This window comes from Roseovarius salinarum, from assembly GCF_002834145.1.
GTDB lineage: Bacteria > Pseudomonadota > Alphaproteobacteria > Rhodobacterales > Rhodobacteraceae > Roseovarius > Roseovarius salinarum.
Genome location: NZ_PHNT01000006.1, coordinates 11,956 through 30,356, shown reverse-complemented (window position 1 = coordinate 30,356; position 18,401 = coordinate 11,956). Strand labels below are relative to the sequence as shown.

Sequence of the window (18,401 nt, the reverse complement as noted above, 5' to 3'; positions counted from 1 at the left end):
CCGCATGATCTGGGACGCGCTGACGCTGCAGCTGGGTTACAACGCCACGCTTGTCACCATCGGCGCGGCGCTGCTGGGAATCGCCGCCGGGGTCACGGGCACGTTCCTGTTCCTGGGCAAGCGCGCGCTCGTCAGCGACGCGATCAGCCACGCCACCCTGCCGGGCGTCGGGCTGGCCTTCATGGTCATGGTCGCGCTGGGCGGCGACGGCCGTGCGCTGCCGGGGCTGCTGGCGGGCTCGGCGCTGTCGGCCGGTGCCGGGCTTGTGTGCGTCAGCTGGCTCAGCCGCCGCACCCGGCTGGCCGAGGACGCGGCGATCGGCGCGGTGTTGTCTGTTTTCTTCGGGCTGGGCGTTGTGGTCCTGACGGTCATCCAGTCGATGAGCGCCGGCCGGCAGGCGGGGCTGGAAACCTTCCTGCTGGGCGCGACCGCCGGCATGCTGTGGAACGACGCGGTGGTCATCGCCACCGGCGGCGCCCTGGTTCTGTTGCTCGCCCTGCTGCTGCGCCGGCCGATGACGCTGGCGGCCTTCGACCCCGAATATGCCGTGGGCACGGGCATGAACCTGCGCCGCGTGGAACTGGCAATGATGGGGCTGGCGCTGGCCATAACGGTCGTGGGGCTCAAGATCGTGGGCCTGATCCTCATCGTCGCGCTGCTCATAATTCCCGCGGTGGCCGCACGGTTCTGGACGAACCGGGTGGGCGGTGTCGTGCTGATCGCCGGCGCGCTGGGCGGCGCGTCGGGCTACGCCGGCGCGGCGCTGTCGGCCACCGCGCCGAACCTGCCCACCGGTCCGATCATCGTGCTGGCGGCCTTCGCGCTTTTCCTGCTGTCGCTGCTGGCCGCGCCCGGGCGGGGCGTACTGGCCGCCGTCCTGCGCCACCTGCGGTTCCAGCGCCGGGTGCACCTGCGGCAGGGCCTGCTGGCGCTCGCGCAGGGTCAGCCGATCTACGAGCCGCTCACCCTGCGGCTGATGCGCCGCGCCGGACTGGTCCGCGCCGACGGCGTTGCCACGGAAAAGGGCCGCGCGCGGGCGGCGAAGGCCCTGCTGGATGAACGCCGCTGGGCCCTGCTGCGCAGCGACCCGCGGCAGGAAACCGCGGCGGCGCGGTACGACGGGCTCACGCCGCTGGACACCTTGCTGACGCCCGACCAGATCGTGGAACTCGACCGCAACCTCGGCCCGAGGACGGCGCCATGAGCGGATACGAATTCGTCGCGCTGTCGCTGCCGCCGCTGCTGATCGGCATCTTCGCCGCCGTGGCCTGCGCGCTGCCGGGCAATTTCCTGTTGCTGCGGCGGCAGGCGCTGATCGGCGACGCGATCAGCCATGTCGTCCTGCCCGGCATCGTCCTGGCCTTCCTGGTGACAGGCACGATCTCGGCCTGGCCCATGATGCTGGGCGCCGGCGCCGCGGCGCTGGTGACGGTGGTCCTGATCGAGGTGATCCGCCGGCTGGGACGGATCGAGCCGGGGGCCGCGATGGGCGTGGTGTTCACCGCGATGTTCGCCGGCGGCGTGCTGCTGCTGGAACAATCCGACACCTCGGATGTCCACCTTGACGTGCAGCACGCGCTATACGGCAACCTCGAAAGCCTGATCTGGCTGGATGCCACCGGGTGGGGATCGCTTCTGGACCCGGTGGCGCTGGCCGGGCTGCCGCCCGAGCTGGGGCGGATGGCCCTCACACTGCTGTTCGTGGCGCTTTTCACGGCGGTGTTCTGGCGCCCGCTGAAGCTGACCACCTTCGACGAGGGCTTCGCACGAACGCTGGGTCTGCCCGCCGGGGCTCTGGGGCTGGCGCTGGTGATCGTGGCGGCCATCGCGGCGGTCGCCGCTTTCGACGCGGTGGGCTCGATCATCGTCATCGCCATGTTCATCTGCCCGCCCGCCGCCGCGCGGCTCATGACCAACCAGCTGGAGCGCCAGATCGGCTGGAGCGTGGGCTTCGCGGTGCTCTCGGCAGTGTTGGGTTACATGCTGGCCGGCTACGGCCCGCTCTGGCTCGGCTTCGAGAATGCGGTCAGCGCGGCGGGGATGATCGCGACCGTGTCGGGGCTGATCCTTGGTCTCGCGGCGGTCTTCGGGCCATGCCGGGCGCGCGCGGGCGCACCGGTCGCAGACTGAGGCGCGCCGTCAGCCGGTCAGCCCGAGTGCGCGACCCAACGCCGCCAACCCGCTCGCCAATGCCTGATCGGTATCCGCGCGCGTGACCGGCACACCCTGCGCCTCCAGCGCGGCGGCCCGGCCCGCGGCCGCGTCGCCGGCGGTGACCACGATCACCTCCTGCCCCAGCCAGTAGGGGCGCGCGGCGGCCAGTTCGGCCCCGATCAGGTGCCCGGAAACGGCGCCCGGCCGCGCAGCGAGGGTGGCCGCCCGCAGATGCGCGGCCAGCCGTTCCGGCCGGCTGAGCGTGTCGGCGACGGCGTCGGCGTCCACCTCCGGCCCGCTGCCCAGCGCGGCCGCAAGACGGCCTGTCAGGGCACCCTGGAAACTCACGGCTTCACCCGCGCTGACATGCACCCATTGGGCGAGTGTGTCCGAGACAAGGCAGATCACCCCGTCCCAGTCGGGGCGCGCGGCCACCACACCGGCCAGGCGCAGGCGCGCCCAGCCATCGATCTCGTCGCGCGGTTCGGGCTGCGTCATGGGTGGCACCTGCCTGCCCTGCCGGGGCAACACGGAGGCGGGCACCGCGTCACCCGCGCCCGCGCCGACACGAACAGCGGGCAACCCGTCGGCGCCCAGCGCGACCACAGCCTCCGCTTCGCCGTCGAAGCACCCTTGCCGCACAAGCCTGCCGCCCTTCATCGCGCAGGCCAGCGTCCCGGGGCCATGGGGCCCCAGCGCGATCCAGTCGGGCGTGTCGGAGTCGGTCATGGGGCCGGTCTGGCGCAACCGGCGGACCGCGTCAATCAGGCGGCATCCGGCCGGTCGCCCGGCGTGAGCGCCTCGGCGGCGTCGTGCTGCGACAGGAAGACATCGCCGGTCAGCTCGTCCAGGAAATGGCTGCGCTTGAGCCGGTCCATGACGGGGCCCTTCACCTCGCTCAGGTGCAACTTGATCCCCATGCCGTCCAGTCGCGTGTTGATCTCCTCGAGGCTTTCCAGCGCGCTCATGTCGATCTCGTTGACGGCCGAGCACATCAGGACGACGTGGCGCACGGCCTCGTCGCCAACCACCCGGTCATAGACGTAATCCTGAAGGTAGGAGGCATTGGCGAAATAAAGGCTTTCGTCGATTCGCAGCGTGACGACCGCGGGATGCGTTTCCACCGAATGGCGGCGGATATTGCGGAAGTGCTGGGTGCCCGGCACGCGCCCCACCTCGGCCACGTGGGGCCGCGATGTCTTGTAGAGGAACAGCGCCAGCGACAGCACCACACCGGCGGAAATGCCGGCCTCGACCCCGATGCCCAGGGTGACGAGGATCGTCGCCGCGACGGCCGAGAAATCGACCTTGGAGTAGCTCCAGGCGTGTTTCAGCGTGCCGAAGTCGACGAGGCTGAGCACCGCGACGATGATCGTCGCCGCCAGCGTCGCCTTGGGCAGGAAGAACAGCAGCGGCGTCAGGAACATCGTCGCCAGCGCGATGCCCACGGCCGTGAAGGCGCCCGCCGCCGGGGTCTGCGCGCCCGCGTCGAAGTTCACGACCGACCGCGAAAAGCCCCCGGTTACCGGGAAACCGCCCGACAGCGCCGAACCGACGTTCGCCGTGCCCAGCCCGATCAGTTCCTGGTCGGGGTCGACGCGCTGACGCCGCTTGGCCGCCAGCGTCTTGGCGACCGAGATCGTCTCGACGTAGCCGACGATCGAGATCAAAAGCGCCGGCATCGCCACCTGCCCCCAAAGCCCGAAGTCAGTGGACGGGAACACCAGCCCCGGAAGCCCCTGCGGCACCGTGCCCACGGTGGCCACGCCGGCGTCGTCAAGCGCCAGGCCCCAGGTCGCCAGCGTCGTCGCCACGACCGCGAGCACCGGCCCGGTGCGGGAAAGCACGCCGGCCAGCGTGCCGGTGATGCCGATTCGGTTCAGCAGCGGCTTGAGATTGCCGCGCACCCAGAACAGGAACGCCGTGGCCGACACGCCGAGGGCCACGGTGGGCCAGTTGACCTGGTCGAGGTGCGCCCACAGCGTTGCCAGGATCTGCACCAGGTTGTGGCCGTGCGCCTCGATGCCCAGGATATGCCGCAGCTGGCTCGCGGCGATGATGAGGCCCGAGGCTGTGATGAACCCCGAGATCACCGGGTGGCTCAGGAAATTGGCCAGGAATCCCAGCCGCAAAAGCCCCATGGCCGTCAGCATCAGACCCGACAGGAAGGCCAGGAGGATCGCGGCGGTGTAGTATTCCGGCGTGCCCTGTGCCGCCAGTTGGCCAGCGGCGGCGGCCGTCATGAGCGAGGCGACGGCGACCGGCCCCACCGCCAGCGCCCGCGATGTGCCGAAGACGGTGTAGATCACCAGCGGCGCGATCGAGGCATAAAGCCCCACCTCCGCCGGAAGCCCGGCCAGAAGGGCATAGGCCAGCGACTGCGGGATCAGCATGATGGTCACGATCACCGCCGCGACGATATCGCTGGTCAGGGTCTCGCGCGTGTAGCTGCGCGACCAGTCGAGGATTGGCAGGTATCGCGCCATCCGGGCGCGGGCGGGGGTGGAAGAGGCCATCGTCGGGTCCTGTTTGCGCGGGTCTTGCGTGTTGCGCCTTATATTCCAGAAATGGAATAATCAAAGGCCGGATCGTTGTTCCGGCACGATCGATCATGCGCGCCCGGATCGCGGGCGCGGCGCCACCCGGTGTCGTGCCGGGCGGCGCATTCGGCACCGGTGCGGTTCAGCTGGCCGAAACCTTTTCGGGCTTGGCCATCCATTCGCGCCCGCGCAGCATCGCCTTCCAGTAGATCGGGGGCAGGATCTGCTCCTTCAGCCACCAGGCGGCGCGCGTGGGCTTGGTGCCGTCGATCATCCACTTCGGGAAACTGGGCTGCAGCGTGCCACCGTAACCGAACTCGGCCAGCACGATCTTGCCGCGCTCCACCGTCAGCGGGCAGGAACCGTAGCCGTTGTAGACCGCCGTGGGCGAGCGCCCGTCGATGTCGTCGGCGATGTTCTCGGCCACCACGGGCGCCTGGACCCGCGCCGCGGCCGCTGTCTTGGCGTTCGGCGCATTGGTCACGTCGCCCAGGCTCCAGATGTTCTCGAACCGCTTGTGGCGCAGGGTGGACTGGTCCACGTCGACCCAGCCCACGTCGTCGGCCAGCGGCGAAACACGGATGAAATCGGGCGCGGTCTGCGGCGGGCAGACGTGCATCATGTCGAATTCCACGGTCACGCGCTCGGGGTCCGTGTCGGGCTTCTTCACCTCGAAGGTCGCCGTCTTCGCCGGCCCGTCCACGGCAACGAGATCGTGGAAGAAGTTGAGCGTGGCGTCGTATTTCTCGACGTATTTTTCCAGCGCGGGCACGTAATCCTTAACACCGAAAAGCACGCCGCCGGCGTTCATGAACTGTATGTCGATATCCTTCAGGACGCCTTCGCGAAACCAGTGGTCGCCCGACAGGTACATCGCCTTCTGCGGCGCGCCGGCGCACTTGATGGGCATCGGCGGCTGGGTGAAAAGTGCGCGTCCCTTCCTCATGCCCTTGACCAGCTCCCAGGTATAGGGCGCGAGGTCATAACGGTAGTTCGAGGTCACGCCGTTGCGGCCAAGGGTGTCGACCAACCCCTCGACGCCGCTCCAGTTCAGCTTGAGGCCCGGGCAGACGATCAGGCGATCGTATTTCACCACGCGGCAGCCATCGAGGACGACGGCATCGTTCCACGGCTCGAAGGCGGCCACGGCCGACTTGATCCAGTGCACGCCCTTGGGGATCAGGCTGCCCATCGTCCTGGCCGTTGTCTCGGGGTCGAACACGCCACCGCCCACGAGCGTCCAGCCCGGCTGGTAATAGTGCACGTCGGCCGGATCGAGAATGGCGATTTGCAGTTCCGGCTTGCGCGCATGCAGGCTGGAGGCCGCCGCGATGCCGGCCGCGCCGCCGCCGACGATCACCACGTCGAACCGCGCGTCACCGCTTTCGGTGGGGGTGCGGCCACCGTTGACGATGCGGCGCACGACGCCGGCCATGTCGTACCCCGCCGCGCGGGCACTCTCGAGGATGTCGGAGGGCTCTTTCGTCTTGGCCGCGGCAAGCGCCCAGGCTGTCGCCGACCGCGTGCCGCTGCGGCAGTAGGCGAAGACGGGCCCCGGCAGCTCCTTCATCGCCCGGTCGAAGTCCTCGGCGTCGGAATCGCTGACCTTGCCGCCCGAGATCGGCAGGTAGCGTGCCTCGAGCCCGGCGGCCTCGGCCGCGGTCTCGACTTCCTCGAAGGTCGGCTGGTCGGCGCCTTCGCCGTCGGGACGATTGCAGATGATCGACCGATAACCGTGGTCGGCCAGCGCCTTGACATCATCCGGCGCGATCTGCGGCGAGACGGTCAGGTCGTCGGAAATCTTGCGCAGGTCCATTTTGGGGTCTCCTTGGGTTTTCACGTCATATAGGACATTTTGAATGTGTATTTCAATCCCGGCCGGCCGTTGTGACGATCTGACGCCCCGCAGACACGCGCGCACAGCCCCCTTCGCTCACCCTTGGCGCGCGCGTGCGTCCGGTTGATGGCCCGCCGCGGCCTGCATACATCATCTGGAAATTCGTGGCCGCGCAAACGGCGTGGGCGACCGGTGATTTTCGAACGGAGATGGTTTCATGGACGAAAGGAAAACGTATGAAGAGAAGCTTCAGGCGAAGCTCGACGAATGGAACGAGGATATCGCCAAGCTTCAGGCCAAGGCGGACGAAGCCCGCGAACAGGCCCAGGACGAGATCCGCGAGCGCGTCGAAGACCTGAAGAAGCGCCGCGAAGAGCTCGAGGAAGAGTTGCAGAAACTGCGGAAGTCGAACCTCGACGCCTGGTCGGACCTGAAGGCCGGCTGTGACCGTGCCTGGCACGCGATGGGCGAGGCCATGCGCAACGCCTTCAATAGGCATGACTGAGCGCGCGATTTGACGGGCGACCGCGACACGTGATGCCACGTCAGGCGGCTGCGAGCCCCGTGTCCAGCGCCGACAGGATCGTGTCGATCTCGGCCTCGGAAATCGTCAGCGGCGGCGACATCAGGATGTTGTGCGCGCCAAGACGCACCATGGCCCCCGCATCGTAGGCGGCGGTGTGCACGCGCGTCATGGTTTCGGCGTCCATCGGCGTCTTCGCCGCGCGGTCGCTGACCAGTTCCATCCCCAGCATCAGGCCATGACCCCCGCGCACGTCGCCAACGATGTCATGTTTCTCGGCCAGCTTCTTCGCACCCTCGTGAAGCTGCGTGCCCCGCGCGGCGGCGTTCGCCTTCAGGTCCAGCCGCTGCGTCTCGGCCAGCGTGGCCACGACCGCGGCCGCGCCCACAGGGTGCGCCGAGTAGGTGTAGCCGTGCCAGATGCTGCCCTCGGCGGGCTCTGAACTTTCGAAGACCTCCGCCACCTTCTCGCTCATCAGGGCGGCCCCCACGGGGAAATAGCCGCTGGTGATACCCTTGGCCGTGGTCATCATGTCGGGCTGCACGCCCCAGTGCCGCGCGCCCGACCAGTCGCCCAGCCGCCCGAAACCCGTGATGACCTCGTCCGAGATCATCAGGATGCCGTAGCGGTCGCAGATCTCGCGCATCCGGCTCATGAAGCCGGCGCCGGGCACGATCACGCCGCCCGCGCCCTGGACGGGTTCCATGATGAAGGCGGCGATGCTGTCGGGGCCCTGGAACTCGATCTCGTCCACGGCGGCCGCAGCGATCCGGTCGGCCAGCTTGTCCGGGTCGGTTTCGTCGAACGGGTTGCGGTAGGTATAGGGCGACGGCAGGTGGAAGCACCCGGCCAGAAGCGGTTCGTAGCCGATGCGGAAGCGATTGTTTCCGTTCACGCTCGCCCCGCCGAAATGCGTGCCGTGATACCCCTTCTTCAGGCTCAGGAACTTGGTGCGCGCCGGCTGGCCGCGCAGGCGGTGATACTGGCGTGCCAGCCGCAGCGCCGTGTCCACCGAATCCGACCCGCCCGAGGTGAAGAAGGCCCGCGCCATCCCGTCGGGGGCAAAGAACTCCTGCACCGCGTAGGACGCCTCGATCGCGGGCGGGTTCGTGGTGCCGGCAAAGGCCGAGTAATAGGGCAGCTGCCAGAGCTGGTCGGCGATCGCCTGTTTCACCGTGTCGTTGGAATAGCCGAGGTTGACACACCACAGGCCGCCCACTGCGTCCACGGCGCTGTGGCCGTCGATGTCGGTGATGCGCACGCCATCGGCGCCCTTGATGATCCGCGGCGCGTTTTCCTGCGCCTGGCCCGGATGCCCCATCGGATGCCACAGGTGACGCGCGTTCATCTCGCGCAGGAAATTGTCGTCCTTCATCGGGTGCCTCCGGATGGCCGCATTTGATCAAATCCTGACACCGCGCGCCACGCCTGTCCAGCGCCGTTCACCGGCAGCGCCGTTGCCGCGCGGTCAGCCCCATCAGCCCCAGCCGTCGGTCAGGTCATCGATCGCCGGGTCGATACGGTTCTCGCGGAACCGCTTCCAGCGCACCCAGATCCCCCAGACCAGCGCGGCCAGCACGGTCAGGAAGATGATGTTGAACCACGGGATGATCCGCACGTCGGGGCTTTCGACCGCCCACAGGCTGATCGCGTTGGGATAGATCGACAGGAACTCGTTGCGCCAGCCGTAGTGGCGGATCGCCACCCACTGCGGCGCCCCCTCGCTCTTTTTCGAGATCAGGTCGGCCGCCTCGGCCTGGAGGTTCGAGGTGTCGAACTTGAAATACGGCGGCCAGCCCCAGCCCGTGTCCTCGTTGCGATAGATCATCGGGTCGTCGTCGGCCTGGAACGTCTGGATGAAGAACACGTCGCGGGTGGCCCGGTTCGGGTCGCCCCCGGTGTCGGCGTTGGCCCAGAACAGCGCGTTGTCGCCGGGATCCACGCGTTTCTCGTAGGTGTCGGTGATGCGCACCACGTCGTGCTGGGGCAGGGTGTAGTGGAGGAAGGCAAGGACGATCAACCAGAACAGCCCCCAGAACCCCCATTTGACATAGACCATTCGACCGCTCCTCACATGAAGTTCACGACGTAGATGATGGTGAGCACCGCCAGCACCGGCACGATGTAGACCAGCAGCAGCGCCTTGCGGCGCAGCGAATGGTCATAGTCCTCCATCCCTGCCCGGACATAGGCATCCCGGTCGCCCGGTCGGCCGATCTCCTCCCACTCGCGGCGCAGCTTGCGCTTGCGCACCGACCGCGACCAGAGCGACACCACGACATAGACCGCCGTCAGGAACAGGAACCCGAAGATGACCAGTCGCAGAAGCTGCAGCATGCCGTTGCCCCCGGCGCGCGTGGATGTGACGGGCGCCCGGCCCCTCATACCGTGCAAATGCGCGCCGTGCCACCGCCTTTCAAGCGTGCCGCGCGCGGACTTGCCACACCCGTCCGCGCGGGTATCCTGAGGTTCCTGGCCGAAACGGAGATCACATGCCGCGCGCTACCGTCCTTGCCCTTTGCATTGCCACCCTCCCCGCCCCGCCCGCCGGTGCCGAGGAGGTGGACCCCCTACATGCCGAAACCCGCGCGATCGCCGTCACCGTTGGCGAGACGGCGGAAGTCTCGGCCGAAACCAACCCCTCGACCGGCGCGGCGTGGCGGCTCAACGAAACCGCCAGCCGCAACCTTGCGATCCTCGACATCGAGGCGCTGGGCACGGCGGCGGCCGGCGAGACCGAAGGCGACCTTCCCATCGTGGGGGCGCCGATGGTTGCGACATGGGCCGTGACCGGCCGCACGGCGGGCAAGGCCCGCATCGTTCTCGATTACGGCCAGCCGTGGCGACCCGAAGATATCTGGCGGCGTCTCGAGATCGCGGTCACGGTTGCGGCGCCGGGCAGTGACGGGTCCTAGGCCGGGCTGACGGCCGCGTGACCCAACGGGCGCGGGCGCTTCCATTGTGCCGGGTGCGTGCGCGCAGGCCCCGATCGGTGTGCAGGAACGGCGCCGCTCACGCCGGGCTGGCGGGCTTGTCACCAGATATGACCGGGCCGGTCCTTCCGGTTCCGGCCAGGGCTTCCGATCTCGGTTTCACGCGGCCGCAACGCGCCGCACCACGCAAACCGAGGAGACGCCAGATGACCCGTGTGATCTATCCGACCGCCGCCGCCTTCACCGCGCTGATGTTGGTGTGGGCCGTGACCGCAGCGGCGATGTGACCCCTGTGCGGGCGCCCCTGCCCGGGGGCGCCCGGCTCACCCCACCACGTTGAATCCCGGCCCGTAAGGGTAGCCGGTGATGTTCTCGCAGCCGTCCTCGGTGATGATCAGGATGTCGTGTTCGCGGTAGCCGCCCGCGCCGGGCTGCCCTTCGGGGATGGTCAGCATCGGCTCCATCGAGATCACCATGCCGGGCTCCAGCACGGTGTCCACGTCCTCGCGCAGCTCCAGCCCGGCCTCGCGCCCGTAATAATGGCTGAGGATCCCGAAGGAATGCCCGTAGCCGAAGCTGCGGTAATGCAGCAGCCCGCGGTCCGAGAGGAAGGCATTGATCGCCGCCGTAACCTCGGCACAGGACACGCCCGGCCCGAGTCGGGAGATACCGTGTTCGTGCGCAGCGACGTTGGCGTCCCAGATCGCGGCGGAGGCGTCGTCGACCTCGCCCAGGAACATCGTGCGCTCCAGCGCCGTGTAATAACCCGAGATCATCGGAAAGGTGTTGAGCGACAGGATGTCGCCGCGCCGCAGGTGCCGCCCGGTCACCGGGTTGTGTGCCCCGTCGGTGTTGATGCCCGACTGGAACCAGACCCAGGTGTCGCGGTACTCGGCATCGGGGAAACGGCGGGCGATCTCCAGCTCCATCGCGTCCCGTCCGGCCATCGCCACGTCGATCTCGCGCGCGCCCTCGCGAACGGCCTCGCGGATCGCGTAACCGCCCGCGTCCGCCACCGCGGCGCCCTGCCGGATCAGCGCGATCTCGGCCGGCGATTTCCTCATGCGCTGGCGCATGGTGGCCGGGGCGATGTCGACCATCGTGAGCGGTGCCAGAAAATCCTCCAGCGCGTCGCGCGCCTGAAGCGTAAGATGATCGCCCTCGTAACCCACGACGCGCCCCTCGCCCGCGACCGCGCGGATGGCGCGCCAGAAGTTGCCCTGCCGCCAGTCGGTGTAGGTGATGTTGTCGCCGTGGCACCGCCGCCACGGCTGGCCGCCGTCGATGCCCGCGCTGACCGTCACGCTCTCGCTTTCGGTCACCACCAGCGCGTAGGGCCGGCCGAAGGAACAGTAGAGGAACCCGCTGTAATAGGCGACGTTGTGCATCGAGGTCAGCACGCAGGCCGTCACCCCGGCCTCGGCCATTGCCGCGCGCAGCCCCTTCAGCCGCGCGGCATACTCGATTTCGGCAAAGGGCAGCGTGGCCTTGTCGCCGTTGTGGAAGCTATAGAAATCTGGGCGGTCCGTCATGTCGACCCTCCTTGCAAGGAAAGGTCCCGGCGTTCAGGACTGTTGTGGGAAAACGGCGGCCCGCGCAATCGGGGCGACGCCATCGCCCGGGGCCGCGCCTTTCCTTGCCGATCCGGCGCGATCTGGCAAGATGATTGAAACCGCCAGGGGAGACGCCCATGACCGCCTCGCCAGGTCCGGCGAACCTGATCACAGACGTGCCGGGGCTCGCCGTCGGCAACGCGCAGGACGATGCGATCAAGACCGGGGTGACGGTCCTGACCGCCGACGCGCCCTTCACCGCCGGCGTGCACGTCATGGGCGGCGCGCCGGGCTCGCGCGAAACCGACCTGCTGGCCCCCGACAGGACGGTCACGCAGGTGGACGCGCTGGTGCTCTCGGGCGGCTCCGCCTTCGGGCTCGACTCCGCTTCCGGCGTGGCCGAGGGGCTGCACGCCCGCGGGCGCGGATTCGCGGTGGGGGCCGTGCGCGTGCCCATCGTTCCGGCGGCCATCCTCTTCGACCTGCTCAACGGCGGCGAGAAGGACTGGAAGGCGTCCCCTTACAAGGCGCTCGGGGCCGCCGCGCTCGATACCGCGGGCGCGCAGTTCACGCTCGGCACCGCCGGCGCGGGCACCGGGGCCACCACGGCCACGCTGAAGGGCGGGCTCGGCTCGGCCTCGCTCGTGCTGCCCTCGGGCGTGACGGTGGGCGCGCTGGTGGCGGTCAACGCGCTGGGCTCGGCCACCGTGGGCGGCGGGCGGCATTTCTGGGCGGCGCCGTTCGAAATGAACGACGAATTCGGCGGGCTGGGCCCCGCCCCGGCCTATCCCGACACGACCCGACCGCCCACCAAGCTCGCGGCGCACGCCAACACGACCATCGGCATCGTCGCCACCGACGCGGCCCTAGACAAACCCGCCTGCACCCGCATGGCCACCGCCGCGCACGACGGGCTGGCGCGCGCGCTGGTCCCGTCGCACACGCCGATGGACGGCGACCTTGTCTTCGCCGTCGCCACCGGGGCGCACGACCTCGACGCCCCGCTCGCGGACGCGCTTGTGCTGGGCCACGCCGCGGCCAGCTGCATGGCGCGGGCCATCGCGCGCGCGGTGTTCGCGGCGACCCCCGCACCCGGCGACGCGCTGCCCTGCTGGTCCGACCGGCACACCTGATCTTCATCTTGCCCGAAATACTCCCGCCGGAGGCATCCGCCGGTGCCCCACGCGTCACCGCCGGTGTGACGGCCGCACCGGGACGCCTTCGGCGCGCGCAGTTTACGCTGGATGAAGATCACGGGCAAAGCGTCGCGACCAGCTCGCTGCCGGGGTCGGCCAGGGCCTCGATCACGTCGAAGTGGTGCCGGCCTTCGGCCACGACGCGGGCACAGCCCCATGCATCCGCAAGCCAGCGCGCCTGGTCGAGGAAAGCGGGCCGCTCGTCACCCCCCACCCAGACCGTCACGGGCACCTCCATCGGCGTCATGAGCACGGGGCTTTCGGCCTCGGCGGCGGCCATGTCGAGGCCCAGCGTCTCGTTCATCGTGGTCTCGAGCAGCGGGCGCAGATCGGCCACGGGCGAGATCGGCACGACGCGGGCAAGCCGCGCCGCCACCCCGGCCGGCAAAATGCCGGGCACGGCCATCCGCGCCACGAGGTGCCCGCCGGCGGAATGACCGGCCAGCGCCAGTGGCCCGCCGACCCGTCCGGCCGCCGCCGCAACGGCCCGGCCCACCTGCCGCGTGATCTCGGCAATCGTCACGTCGGGGCACAGGTCGTAGGTGGGCACGGCCACCGCCCAGCCGCGCGCCAGCGGCCCTGCGGCCAGGTGCGACCAGAAACTGCCGTCGAACCGCAGCCAGTAACCGCCATGCACGAAAACCGCGAGCCCACGCGCCGTGCCTTCGGGGTGGAACAGGTCGAGGCGGTCGCGCGCGCCGGGGCCATAGGGCACGGCCAGTTCCGCGCGTTGCGCTTCGGCCAGCGCAGCGCGGAATTCCGCCGCGCGCGCCGCCCATCGCGGCGGGTAATCCTCGGCGCCGGGAATATGCGCGGCGTTGGCATAGGCATCATCCAGTTCCATTTCGCGTCTCCGGTGGTTAGCCTGCGCGCAAGGTAACCGCGACCGCCTCGTCATTGCGAGGCGAAACGCAAGAAAGGGGACGCCATGACCGAGACCGACCTGAAATCGCTGCTGAAGGATCCGGGCCTTCTGGCCGAGCAGGCCTACCTGGCCGGGGAGTGGGTGGACGGTGACGAGGGCACCTTCGAGGTGCACAACCCCGCCCGCGGCGACACCATCGCCAATGTCGCCGACCTGTCGCGCGCGCAGGTGGCCCATGCGATCGACCGGGCACAGGCCGCGCAGAAGGACTGGGCGCAGTGGACGGGCAAGGAACGCGCCGCCGTGCTGCGCCGCTGGTTCGATCTGATGATCGAGAACCAGGACGATCTGGGCACGATCCTGACGGCGGAACAGGGCAAGCCGCTGGCCGAGGCAAAGGGCGAGATCGCCTATGGCGCCAGTTTCGTGGAGTTCTTCGCCGAGGAGGCCAAGCGCATATACGGCGAGACCATACCGGGCCACCAGCGCGACAAGCGCATCACCGTCATAAAGCAGCCCGTCGGCGTGGCCGCCTCGATCACGCCGTGGAACTTCCCCACCGCGATGATCACACGCAAGGCCGCGCCGGCGCTGGCCGCCGGCTGCGCCTTCGTGGCCCGGCCCGCGGAGCTGACTCCGCTGTCGGCGACGGCGCTGGGCGTCCTGGCCGAGCGTGCCGGCATCCCCAGGGGCGTGCTTTCGATCGTGCCGACCTCGCGCGCCAGCGAGACGGGCAAGGAATTCTGCGAGAACCCGGCGGTGCGCAAGCTGACGTTCACCGGCAGCACGCAGGTGGGGCGCATCCTGCTGAGACAGGCCGCCGACCAGGTCATGAAATGCTCGATGGAGCTGGGCGGCAACGCGCCCTTCATCGTCTTCGACGATGCCGACCTCGACGCCGCGGTCGAGGGCGCGATCATGTGCAAGTTCCGCAACAACGGGCAGACCTGCGTCTGCGCCAACCGCATCTACGTCCAGTCCGGGGTCTACGACGCCTTCGCGGAAAAGCTCAAGGCGGCGGTGGCCAAGCTGAAGATGGGCGACGGGCTGGAGGAGGGCACCGCGCTCGGCCCGCTCATCAGCAGCGAAGCCATCGAGAAGGTGCAGGCACACGTGGCCGACGCCACCGCCAAGGGCGCCGAGGTCATCATGGGCGGCGAGGCGGCGCAGGGGCCGGGCAACTTCCTGCCGCCGACCATCGTCACCGGGGCCACCCGCGACATGGCCTTCGCCAACGAGGAAACCTTCGGCCCCCTCGCACCGCTGTTCCGCTTCGAGGACGAGGACGACGTGATCGAGATGGCCAACGACACGATCTTCGGGCTGGCGAGCTATTTCTACGCGCGTGACCTGAGCCGGGTGACGAAGGTGGCCGAGGCGCTGGAATACGGCATCGTCGGCGTGAACACCGGCATCATCTCGACCGAGGTCGCCCCCTTCGGCGGGGTCAAGCAGTCGGGCCTGGGCCGCGAGGGCAGCCACCACGGAATCGACGAGTTCCTCGAGATGAAATACATCTGCACCAGCGTCTGACCGGCCCGGCCGGCGTCTTACCGCGCCCGCCGGCCGGCCGTCTCGCTTTCGCCACGGGACTGCTCTAGACTCTTCCGCGAAGATCCTTCCGGAAGGTGCCGCATGTCACGATTCCTTGCCGTTTTCGCGTTGGTCTGCGCCTGTGCGGGCCTGCCGGCCGCTGCCCAGCAGGGCGGCGAAGACACGCGCACGATCAGCGGCGCGCTGCGCTACGACGCGAAGATGGCCCTGCCGCCGGCCGCCGAGGTGGTCGTGGAGGTGCGCGGCGCGCTGGATGCCCGGCTCGGGCAGGCCACTTTCGGGGCCGACGGGCAGCAGGTGCCGTTGCCGTTCTCGCTCGATGTGCCGGCAGAGCTGTCCGGCCGTTTGCGCGCGGTGATCCGCCTGGGCGGAAAGCCGCGCTGGCTGGTCCGCGACGTGCCCGTGCGTGCCGACGCCACCGACCTTGGCGAGATCGCGATGACACTGGCCACGCCGCTGGCCTTCGCCACCCGGTTCGACTGTGGCGGCACGCCTGTCGCTTTCGGCATGCTCGACGACCGGGCGGTCCTGCGGGTGGGCGAGCGCGACATCCCGATGCAACCCGCGAAGGCGGCCACCGGTGCGCGCCACGTCGCCACGGGCGGCGAGAACGCTGAGATCCGGACCACGGGCGACACGGCCCGCGTCACCGTCGACGGCCGCACCCTGCCCGACTGCAAGAAGGCCGATCCGCACGCGGCACCCCCCTACCGCGCCGGCGGCAACGAACCCGGCTGGGCGGCCGTCATCGACGCCGAGCGGATCGAGATCACGGCCGACTACGGCGCCGTCACGCACAGCCTGCCCCGCCCGGGGGTCACGGCGACGCGCGGCGCCTACCGCCTCGACATGCCCGCGATCGACGCGCAACTGATCCTGCGGGAAAGCATCTGCCGCGACTCGGCCACCGGCATGCCCCACCCCCATCGCGCGGCCCTGAGGCTGGGCGACCGGCGGATGACGGGCTGCGGCGGCGACCCCGCCAGCCTGCTCATCGGGCCGCGCTGGGAATTGACACAGGCGGCCGGCCACGGTGTCCTCGACCCGGAGCGCGCGCTGCTTCGCTTTGACGCGCGGGGCCGCGTCAGCGGGCATACCGGATGCAACCGCATCGTCGGCGGCTACGACCTGACGGGCGAGGGGCTGAGCTTCCGCCGGATGGGGGCGACGATGATGGCCTGCCCCGATGCAGCAATGGAACAGGAACGCCGGATACTGGATGCGCTGGCGCGTGTCGTGCGCTTCGACATCGGCGCTGGCGGGGCGCTGCAGCTGCTCGATACGCAGGGCCGGGCGGTGGTGACAGCGCGGCGCCCCTGATCGCCGGCGCCGCGCGGCGGCGTCACTTCGCGCAGCGTTCCTGTGCCTCCTCGACGGCCGCGGTGTAGCCCATCAGCGAAAAGGTGTCCTTGGTGGTGGTGCCGCGGCTGGAGATCCCGGTGAGCACGGCATCGGCGCCGGCCTTCATCCGCTCGATGATCTTGGCATCCTCCGCCTTGCTGGCGGGCCAGGCCCACTCGCCCTCGGTGAACAGCTCGAACTCGTCGCCGCCGATGTCGATGTTGACCGTCGAGCCCTCGGCGAAGGGATAGCCGCCGGTGAAGGTGACCTGTCCCTCGACCCCGGCCTCGGGGCGGTAGAAGGTCATCAGGAGAATATCGCCGCGGCGCACGGCGACCACGCGACCATCCTTCGTATTGACGGTCTTGGTCGGGGCGGAAACGGCCCAGCACTCGTGCGGATCCTGATCCTCGAACACGCTCCATGCGGTGTCCGCCGCGACCTGGTTCGTGCTTTCTTCCTGCTCCTGCGCCGCGGCCCCCGCGCCCGCCAGAACCAGCGCGACACCGGCCGCAACACCTGAAATGCGTGATACCATCGTCTGTCCAGCCTCCAAGCTGTCCCTTGCCTCAATACCCCGGCCGCGTGCCGCGTTCTTCGGCGCTTGCATGACTTTGGCGCGCGGCCAGTTTCCCTTCGGGCGTTGTAACAATAGACTGAAACCAAACAGAAGCGAAAGATTCGATTGGCGGAAATCCGCGAACCCGCCGGTCCGAAAGGAGGCACCGAATGACAGGCCCTGTCCCCTTTACCGAAGTCTGGCGCGGCCCGCTGCCCGAAAGCGTGCATACAGGCCACGCGGCCGTCTGCGATGCACACGGCGAGATCCGCCATGCCTGGGGCGATCCGGGCGTGCAGGTCCTGCCGCGCAGCTCGGCCAAGATGATCCAGGCGCTGCCGCTGGTGGAAAGCGGCGCGGCGGACGCGGCCGGGCTGACGTCAGAGCACCTCGCGCTGGCCTGCGCGTCGCACAACGGGGCGCCGATGCACACCGGGCGCGTGCGCCAGTGGCTGGCCGACCTCGGGCTGGGCGACGACGACCTGCGCTGCGGCGCACACGAGGCGAAGGACGATACCACGTTCCGCGCCATGATCCGCGCGGGCGAGACACCCGGGCAGGTGCACAACAACTGTTCGGGCAAGCATGCGGGCTTTCTGACGCTGGAGCGTCACCTCGGCGGCGGCGCCGAGTACATCGATATCGACCATCCCGTGCAGCGGGCCTGCCTCGAGGCGTTCGAGGAGACAACCGGAGAGGCCAGCCCGGGCCACGCGCTCGACGGGTGCTCGGCGCCCAATTTCGTCACAACCTTGCACGGCATGGCGCGGGCCATGGCCCGTTTCGCCGCCGCGCGCGCGGGGGCGGATGCCCGCCAGGACGCCGCCCGCCGGCTGTGGCAGGCGATGATCGCCCATCCCGAACTGGTCGCCGGCGAGGGGCGCGCCTGCACCGAACTGATGCGCGCCTGTGGCGAACCGGTGGCGCTCAAGACCGGGGCGGAGGGCTTCTTCGTCGCGATCCTGCCCGAACGGGGCCTCGGCGTCGCGCTGAAGATCGTCGACGGCGCGACGCGGGGGGCCGAATGCGCCGTCGCCGCGATCCTCGTGAAGCTGGGTGCGCTCGACCCCGATCACCCCGCCACGCGGCGCGTCATGAACGCGCCCATCGTCAACTGGCGCGGGCTCGAGACGGGGTCGATCCGCCCTGCCCCGGACTTCCCCTGAGCCAGCGGCCAGCCGCCGATCCGCGCCCCTGCCCCTGGATGCACGGGGTTCCGCGCAAACCGGCCTGACGCCTGCGCCACCATGCGCCGATCCAAAGACCACGTGCCGAGGGCGGCGCTGCACCGCTGACGCCGCGAGCCTGTTCCGGCTTGTTTCCGCGGATCCGCCCGGCTGGCGGGC

General features: G+C 69.4%; 18 protein-coding genes. 9 read left to right on the top strand and 9 right to left on the bottom strand.

From position 1 onward, the window contains the following. The first annotated feature begins 4 nt into the window (after positions 1-4). Both CEF10_RS07440 and CEF10_RS07435 read left to right on the top strand, forming a co-directional pair. Complete coding sequence (locus CEF10_RS07440) at positions 5-1,204, top strand: metal ABC transporter permease (protein WP_101067625.1); 1,200 nt, start codon at positions 5-7, stop codon at positions 1,202-1,204. Beyond that, positions 1,201-2,130, top strand: coding sequence for a metal ABC transporter permease (locus CEF10_RS07435; protein ID WP_101067509.1), 930 nt, complete (start codon positions 1,201-1,203; stop codon positions 2,128-2,130). Before CEF10_RS07440 ends, CEF10_RS07435 begins: the two co-directional genes overlap by 4 nt. Positions 2,131-2,139: 9 nt before the next feature. On the opposite strand, the gene CEF10_RS07430 is transcribed toward CEF10_RS07435, so the two are convergent. The 3 genes from CEF10_RS07430 to CEF10_RS07420 all read right to left on the bottom strand — a co-directional run bounded on the left by CEF10_RS07430 (position 2,140) and on the right by CEF10_RS07420 (position 6,510). After that, positions 2,140-2,883, bottom strand: coding sequence for a 2-dehydro-3-deoxygalactonokinase (locus CEF10_RS07430; protein WP_101067508.1), 744 nt, complete (start codon positions 2,881-2,883; stop codon positions 2,140-2,142). 35 nt (positions 2,884-2,918) lie between these two features. After that, positions 2,919-4,670, bottom strand: coding sequence for a SulP family inorganic anion transporter (locus tag CEF10_RS07425; RefSeq protein WP_101067507.1), 1,752 nt, complete (start codon positions 4,668-4,670; stop codon positions 2,919-2,921). A 166-nt stretch (positions 4,671-4,836) separates the two neighbouring features. After that, positions 4,837-6,510 (bottom strand): bifunctional protein tyrosine phosphatase family protein/NAD(P)/FAD-dependent oxidoreductase, encoded by a 1,674-nt coding sequence (locus tag CEF10_RS07420; RefSeq protein WP_101067506.1) that lies wholly within the window; start codon positions 6,508-6,510, stop codon positions 4,837-4,839. A 238-nt stretch (positions 6,511-6,748) separates the two neighbouring features. On the opposite strand from CEF10_RS07420, the gene CEF10_RS07415 reads away from it, so the two are divergent. After that, complete coding sequence (locus CEF10_RS07415) at positions 6,749-7,036, top strand: sll1863 family stress response protein (RefSeq protein WP_101067505.1); 288 nt, start codon at positions 6,749-6,751, stop codon at positions 7,034-7,036. Between the two features lie 40 nt (positions 7,037-7,076). On the opposite strand, the gene CEF10_RS07410 is transcribed toward CEF10_RS07415, so the two are convergent. The 3 genes from CEF10_RS07410 to CEF10_RS07400 form a co-directional block, all read right to left on the bottom strand. Next, positions 7,077-8,429: an aminotransferase class III-fold pyridoxal phosphate-dependent enzyme gene (locus CEF10_RS07410; protein WP_101067504.1), complete on the bottom strand. Its 1,353-nt coding sequence runs from the start codon at positions 8,427-8,429 to the stop codon at positions 7,077-7,079. 102 nt (positions 8,430-8,531) lie between these two features. After that, positions 8,532-9,113 (bottom strand): DUF1523 family protein, encoded by a 582-nt coding sequence (locus tag CEF10_RS07405; protein ID WP_101067503.1) that lies wholly within the window; start codon positions 9,111-9,113, stop codon positions 8,532-8,534. Between the two features lie 11 nt (positions 9,114-9,124). After that, a complete protein-coding gene (locus CEF10_RS07400; RefSeq protein ID WP_101067624.1) occupies positions 9,125-9,391 on the bottom strand; it encodes a hypothetical protein in 267 nt (88 codons plus the stop codon). A 155-nt stretch (positions 9,392-9,546) separates the two neighbouring features. Here CEF10_RS07400 and CEF10_RS07395 point away from each other — a divergent pair, with 155 nt between their 5' ends. Together CEF10_RS07395 and CEF10_RS16850 are read left to right on the top strand one after the other, a co-directional pair. After that, positions 9,547-9,969, top strand: a complete 423-nt coding sequence (locus tag CEF10_RS07395) for a protease inhibitor I42 family protein (protein WP_101067502.1) — start codon at positions 9,547-9,549, stop codon at positions 9,967-9,969. A gap of 128 nt (positions 9,970-10,097) precedes the next feature. Further along, positions 10,098-10,274, top strand: coding sequence for a hypothetical protein (locus CEF10_RS16850; protein WP_157932974.1), 177 nt, complete (start codon positions 10,098-10,100; stop codon positions 10,272-10,274). Between the two features lie 36 nt (positions 10,275-10,310). Here CEF10_RS16850 and CEF10_RS07390 read toward each other — a convergent pair whose 3' ends face one another. After that, positions 10,311-11,519 (bottom strand): aminopeptidase P family protein, encoded by a 1,209-nt coding sequence (locus CEF10_RS07390; protein ID WP_101067501.1) that lies wholly within the window; start codon positions 11,517-11,519, stop codon positions 10,311-10,313. Between the two features lie 158 nt (positions 11,520-11,677). On the opposite strand from CEF10_RS07390, the gene CEF10_RS07385 reads away from it, so the two are divergent. Beyond that, positions 11,678-12,673, top strand: a complete 996-nt coding sequence (locus CEF10_RS07385; RefSeq protein WP_101067500.1) for a P1 family peptidase — start codon at positions 11,678-11,680, stop codon at positions 12,671-12,673. Positions 12,674-12,791: 118 nt separating this feature from the next. Here the strand turns inward: CEF10_RS07385 and CEF10_RS07380 are convergent, their stop codons facing one another. Continuing rightward, positions 12,792-13,580: an alpha/beta hydrolase gene (locus CEF10_RS07380; protein ID WP_101067499.1), complete on the bottom strand. Its 789-nt coding sequence runs from the start codon at positions 13,578-13,580 to the stop codon at positions 12,792-12,794. 84 nt (positions 13,581-13,664) lie between these two features. Between CEF10_RS07380 and CEF10_RS07375 the strand changes: the two genes are divergently transcribed. Both CEF10_RS07375 and CEF10_RS07370 read left to right on the top strand, forming a co-directional pair. Next, positions 13,665-15,134 carry an NAD-dependent succinate-semialdehyde dehydrogenase gene (locus CEF10_RS07375; protein WP_101067498.1) on the top strand — a complete coding sequence of 490 codons (1,470 nt, stop codon included), beginning with the start codon at positions 13,665-13,667 and terminating at the stop codon, positions 15,132-15,134. A gap of 102 nt (positions 15,135-15,236) precedes the next feature. Beyond that, positions 15,237-16,475, top strand: coding sequence for an META domain-containing protein (locus CEF10_RS07370; protein ID WP_101067497.1), 1,239 nt, complete (start codon positions 15,237-15,239; stop codon positions 16,473-16,475). 22 nt (positions 16,476-16,497) lie between these two features. On the opposite strand, the gene CEF10_RS07365 is transcribed toward CEF10_RS07370, so the two are convergent. Then, on the bottom strand, positions 16,498-17,034 hold the full coding sequence (locus CEF10_RS07365) for an invasion associated locus B family protein (RefSeq protein ID WP_101067496.1): 537 nt from the start codon (positions 17,032-17,034) through the stop codon (positions 16,498-16,500). A 191-nt stretch (positions 17,035-17,225) separates the two neighbouring features. On the opposite strand from CEF10_RS07365, the gene CEF10_RS07360 reads away from it, so the two are divergent. Then, positions 17,226-18,221 (top strand): asparaginase, encoded by a 996-nt coding sequence (locus CEF10_RS07360; RefSeq protein WP_101067495.1) that lies wholly within the window; start codon positions 17,226-17,228, stop codon positions 18,219-18,221. Positions 18,222-18,401 lie beyond the last annotated feature (180 nt).

Bases quoted from the DNA above. Each gene is read 5' to 3' on its own strand.
- CEF10_RS07440 (WP_101067625.1), top strand. From the start codon at position 5: ATGATCTGGGACGCGCTGACGCTGCAGCTGGGTTACAACGCCACGCTT.
- CEF10_RS07435 (WP_101067509.1), top strand. From the start codon at position 1,201: ATGAGCGGATACGAATTCGTCGCGCTGTCGCTGCCGCCGCTGCTGATC.
- CEF10_RS07430 (WP_101067508.1), bottom strand. From the start codon at position 2,883: ATGACCGACTCCGACACGCCCGACTGGATCGCGCTGGGGCCCCATGGC.
- CEF10_RS07425 (WP_101067507.1), bottom strand. From the start codon at position 4,670: ATGGCCTCTTCCACCCCCGCCCGCGCCCGGATGGCGCGATACCTGCCA.
- CEF10_RS07420 (WP_101067506.1), bottom strand. From the start codon at position 6,510: ATGGACCTGCGCAAGATTTCCGACGACCTGACCGTCTCGCCGCAGATC.
- CEF10_RS07415 (WP_101067505.1), top strand. From the start codon at position 6,749: ATGGACGAAAGGAAAACGTATGAAGAGAAGCTTCAGGCGAAGCTCGAC.
- CEF10_RS07410 (WP_101067504.1), bottom strand. From the start codon at position 8,429: ATGAAGGACGACAATTTCCTGCGCGAGATGAACGCGCGTCACCTGTGG.
- CEF10_RS07405 (WP_101067503.1), bottom strand. From the start codon at position 9,113: ATGGTCTATGTCAAATGGGGGTTCTGGGGGCTGTTCTGGTTGATCGTC.
- CEF10_RS07400 (WP_101067624.1), bottom strand. From the start codon at position 9,391: ATGCTGCAGCTTCTGCGACTGGTCATCTTCGGGTTCCTGTTCCTGACG.
- CEF10_RS07395 (WP_101067502.1), top strand. From the start codon at position 9,547: ATGCCGCGCGCTACCGTCCTTGCCCTTTGCATTGCCACCCTCCCCGCC.
- CEF10_RS16850 (WP_157932974.1), top strand. From the start codon at position 10,098: ATGACCGGGCCGGTCCTTCCGGTTCCGGCCAGGGCTTCCGATCTCGGT.
- CEF10_RS07390 (WP_101067501.1), bottom strand. From the start codon at position 11,519: ATGACGGACCGCCCAGATTTCTATAGCTTCCACAACGGCGACAAGGCC.
- CEF10_RS07385 (WP_101067500.1), top strand. From the start codon at position 11,678: ATGACCGCCTCGCCAGGTCCGGCGAACCTGATCACAGACGTGCCGGGG.
- CEF10_RS07380 (WP_101067499.1), bottom strand. From the start codon at position 13,580: ATGGAACTGGATGATGCCTATGCCAACGCCGCGCATATTCCCGGCGCC.
- CEF10_RS07375 (WP_101067498.1), top strand. From the start codon at position 13,665: ATGACCGAGACCGACCTGAAATCGCTGCTGAAGGATCCGGGCCTTCTG.
- CEF10_RS07370 (WP_101067497.1), top strand. From the start codon at position 15,237: ATGTCACGATTCCTTGCCGTTTTCGCGTTGGTCTGCGCCTGTGCGGGC.
- CEF10_RS07365 (WP_101067496.1), bottom strand. From the start codon at position 17,034: ATGGTATCACGCATTTCAGGTGTTGCGGCCGGTGTCGCGCTGGTTCTG.
- CEF10_RS07360 (WP_101067495.1), top strand. From the start codon at position 17,226: ATGACAGGCCCTGTCCCCTTTACCGAAGTCTGGCGCGGCCCGCTGCCC.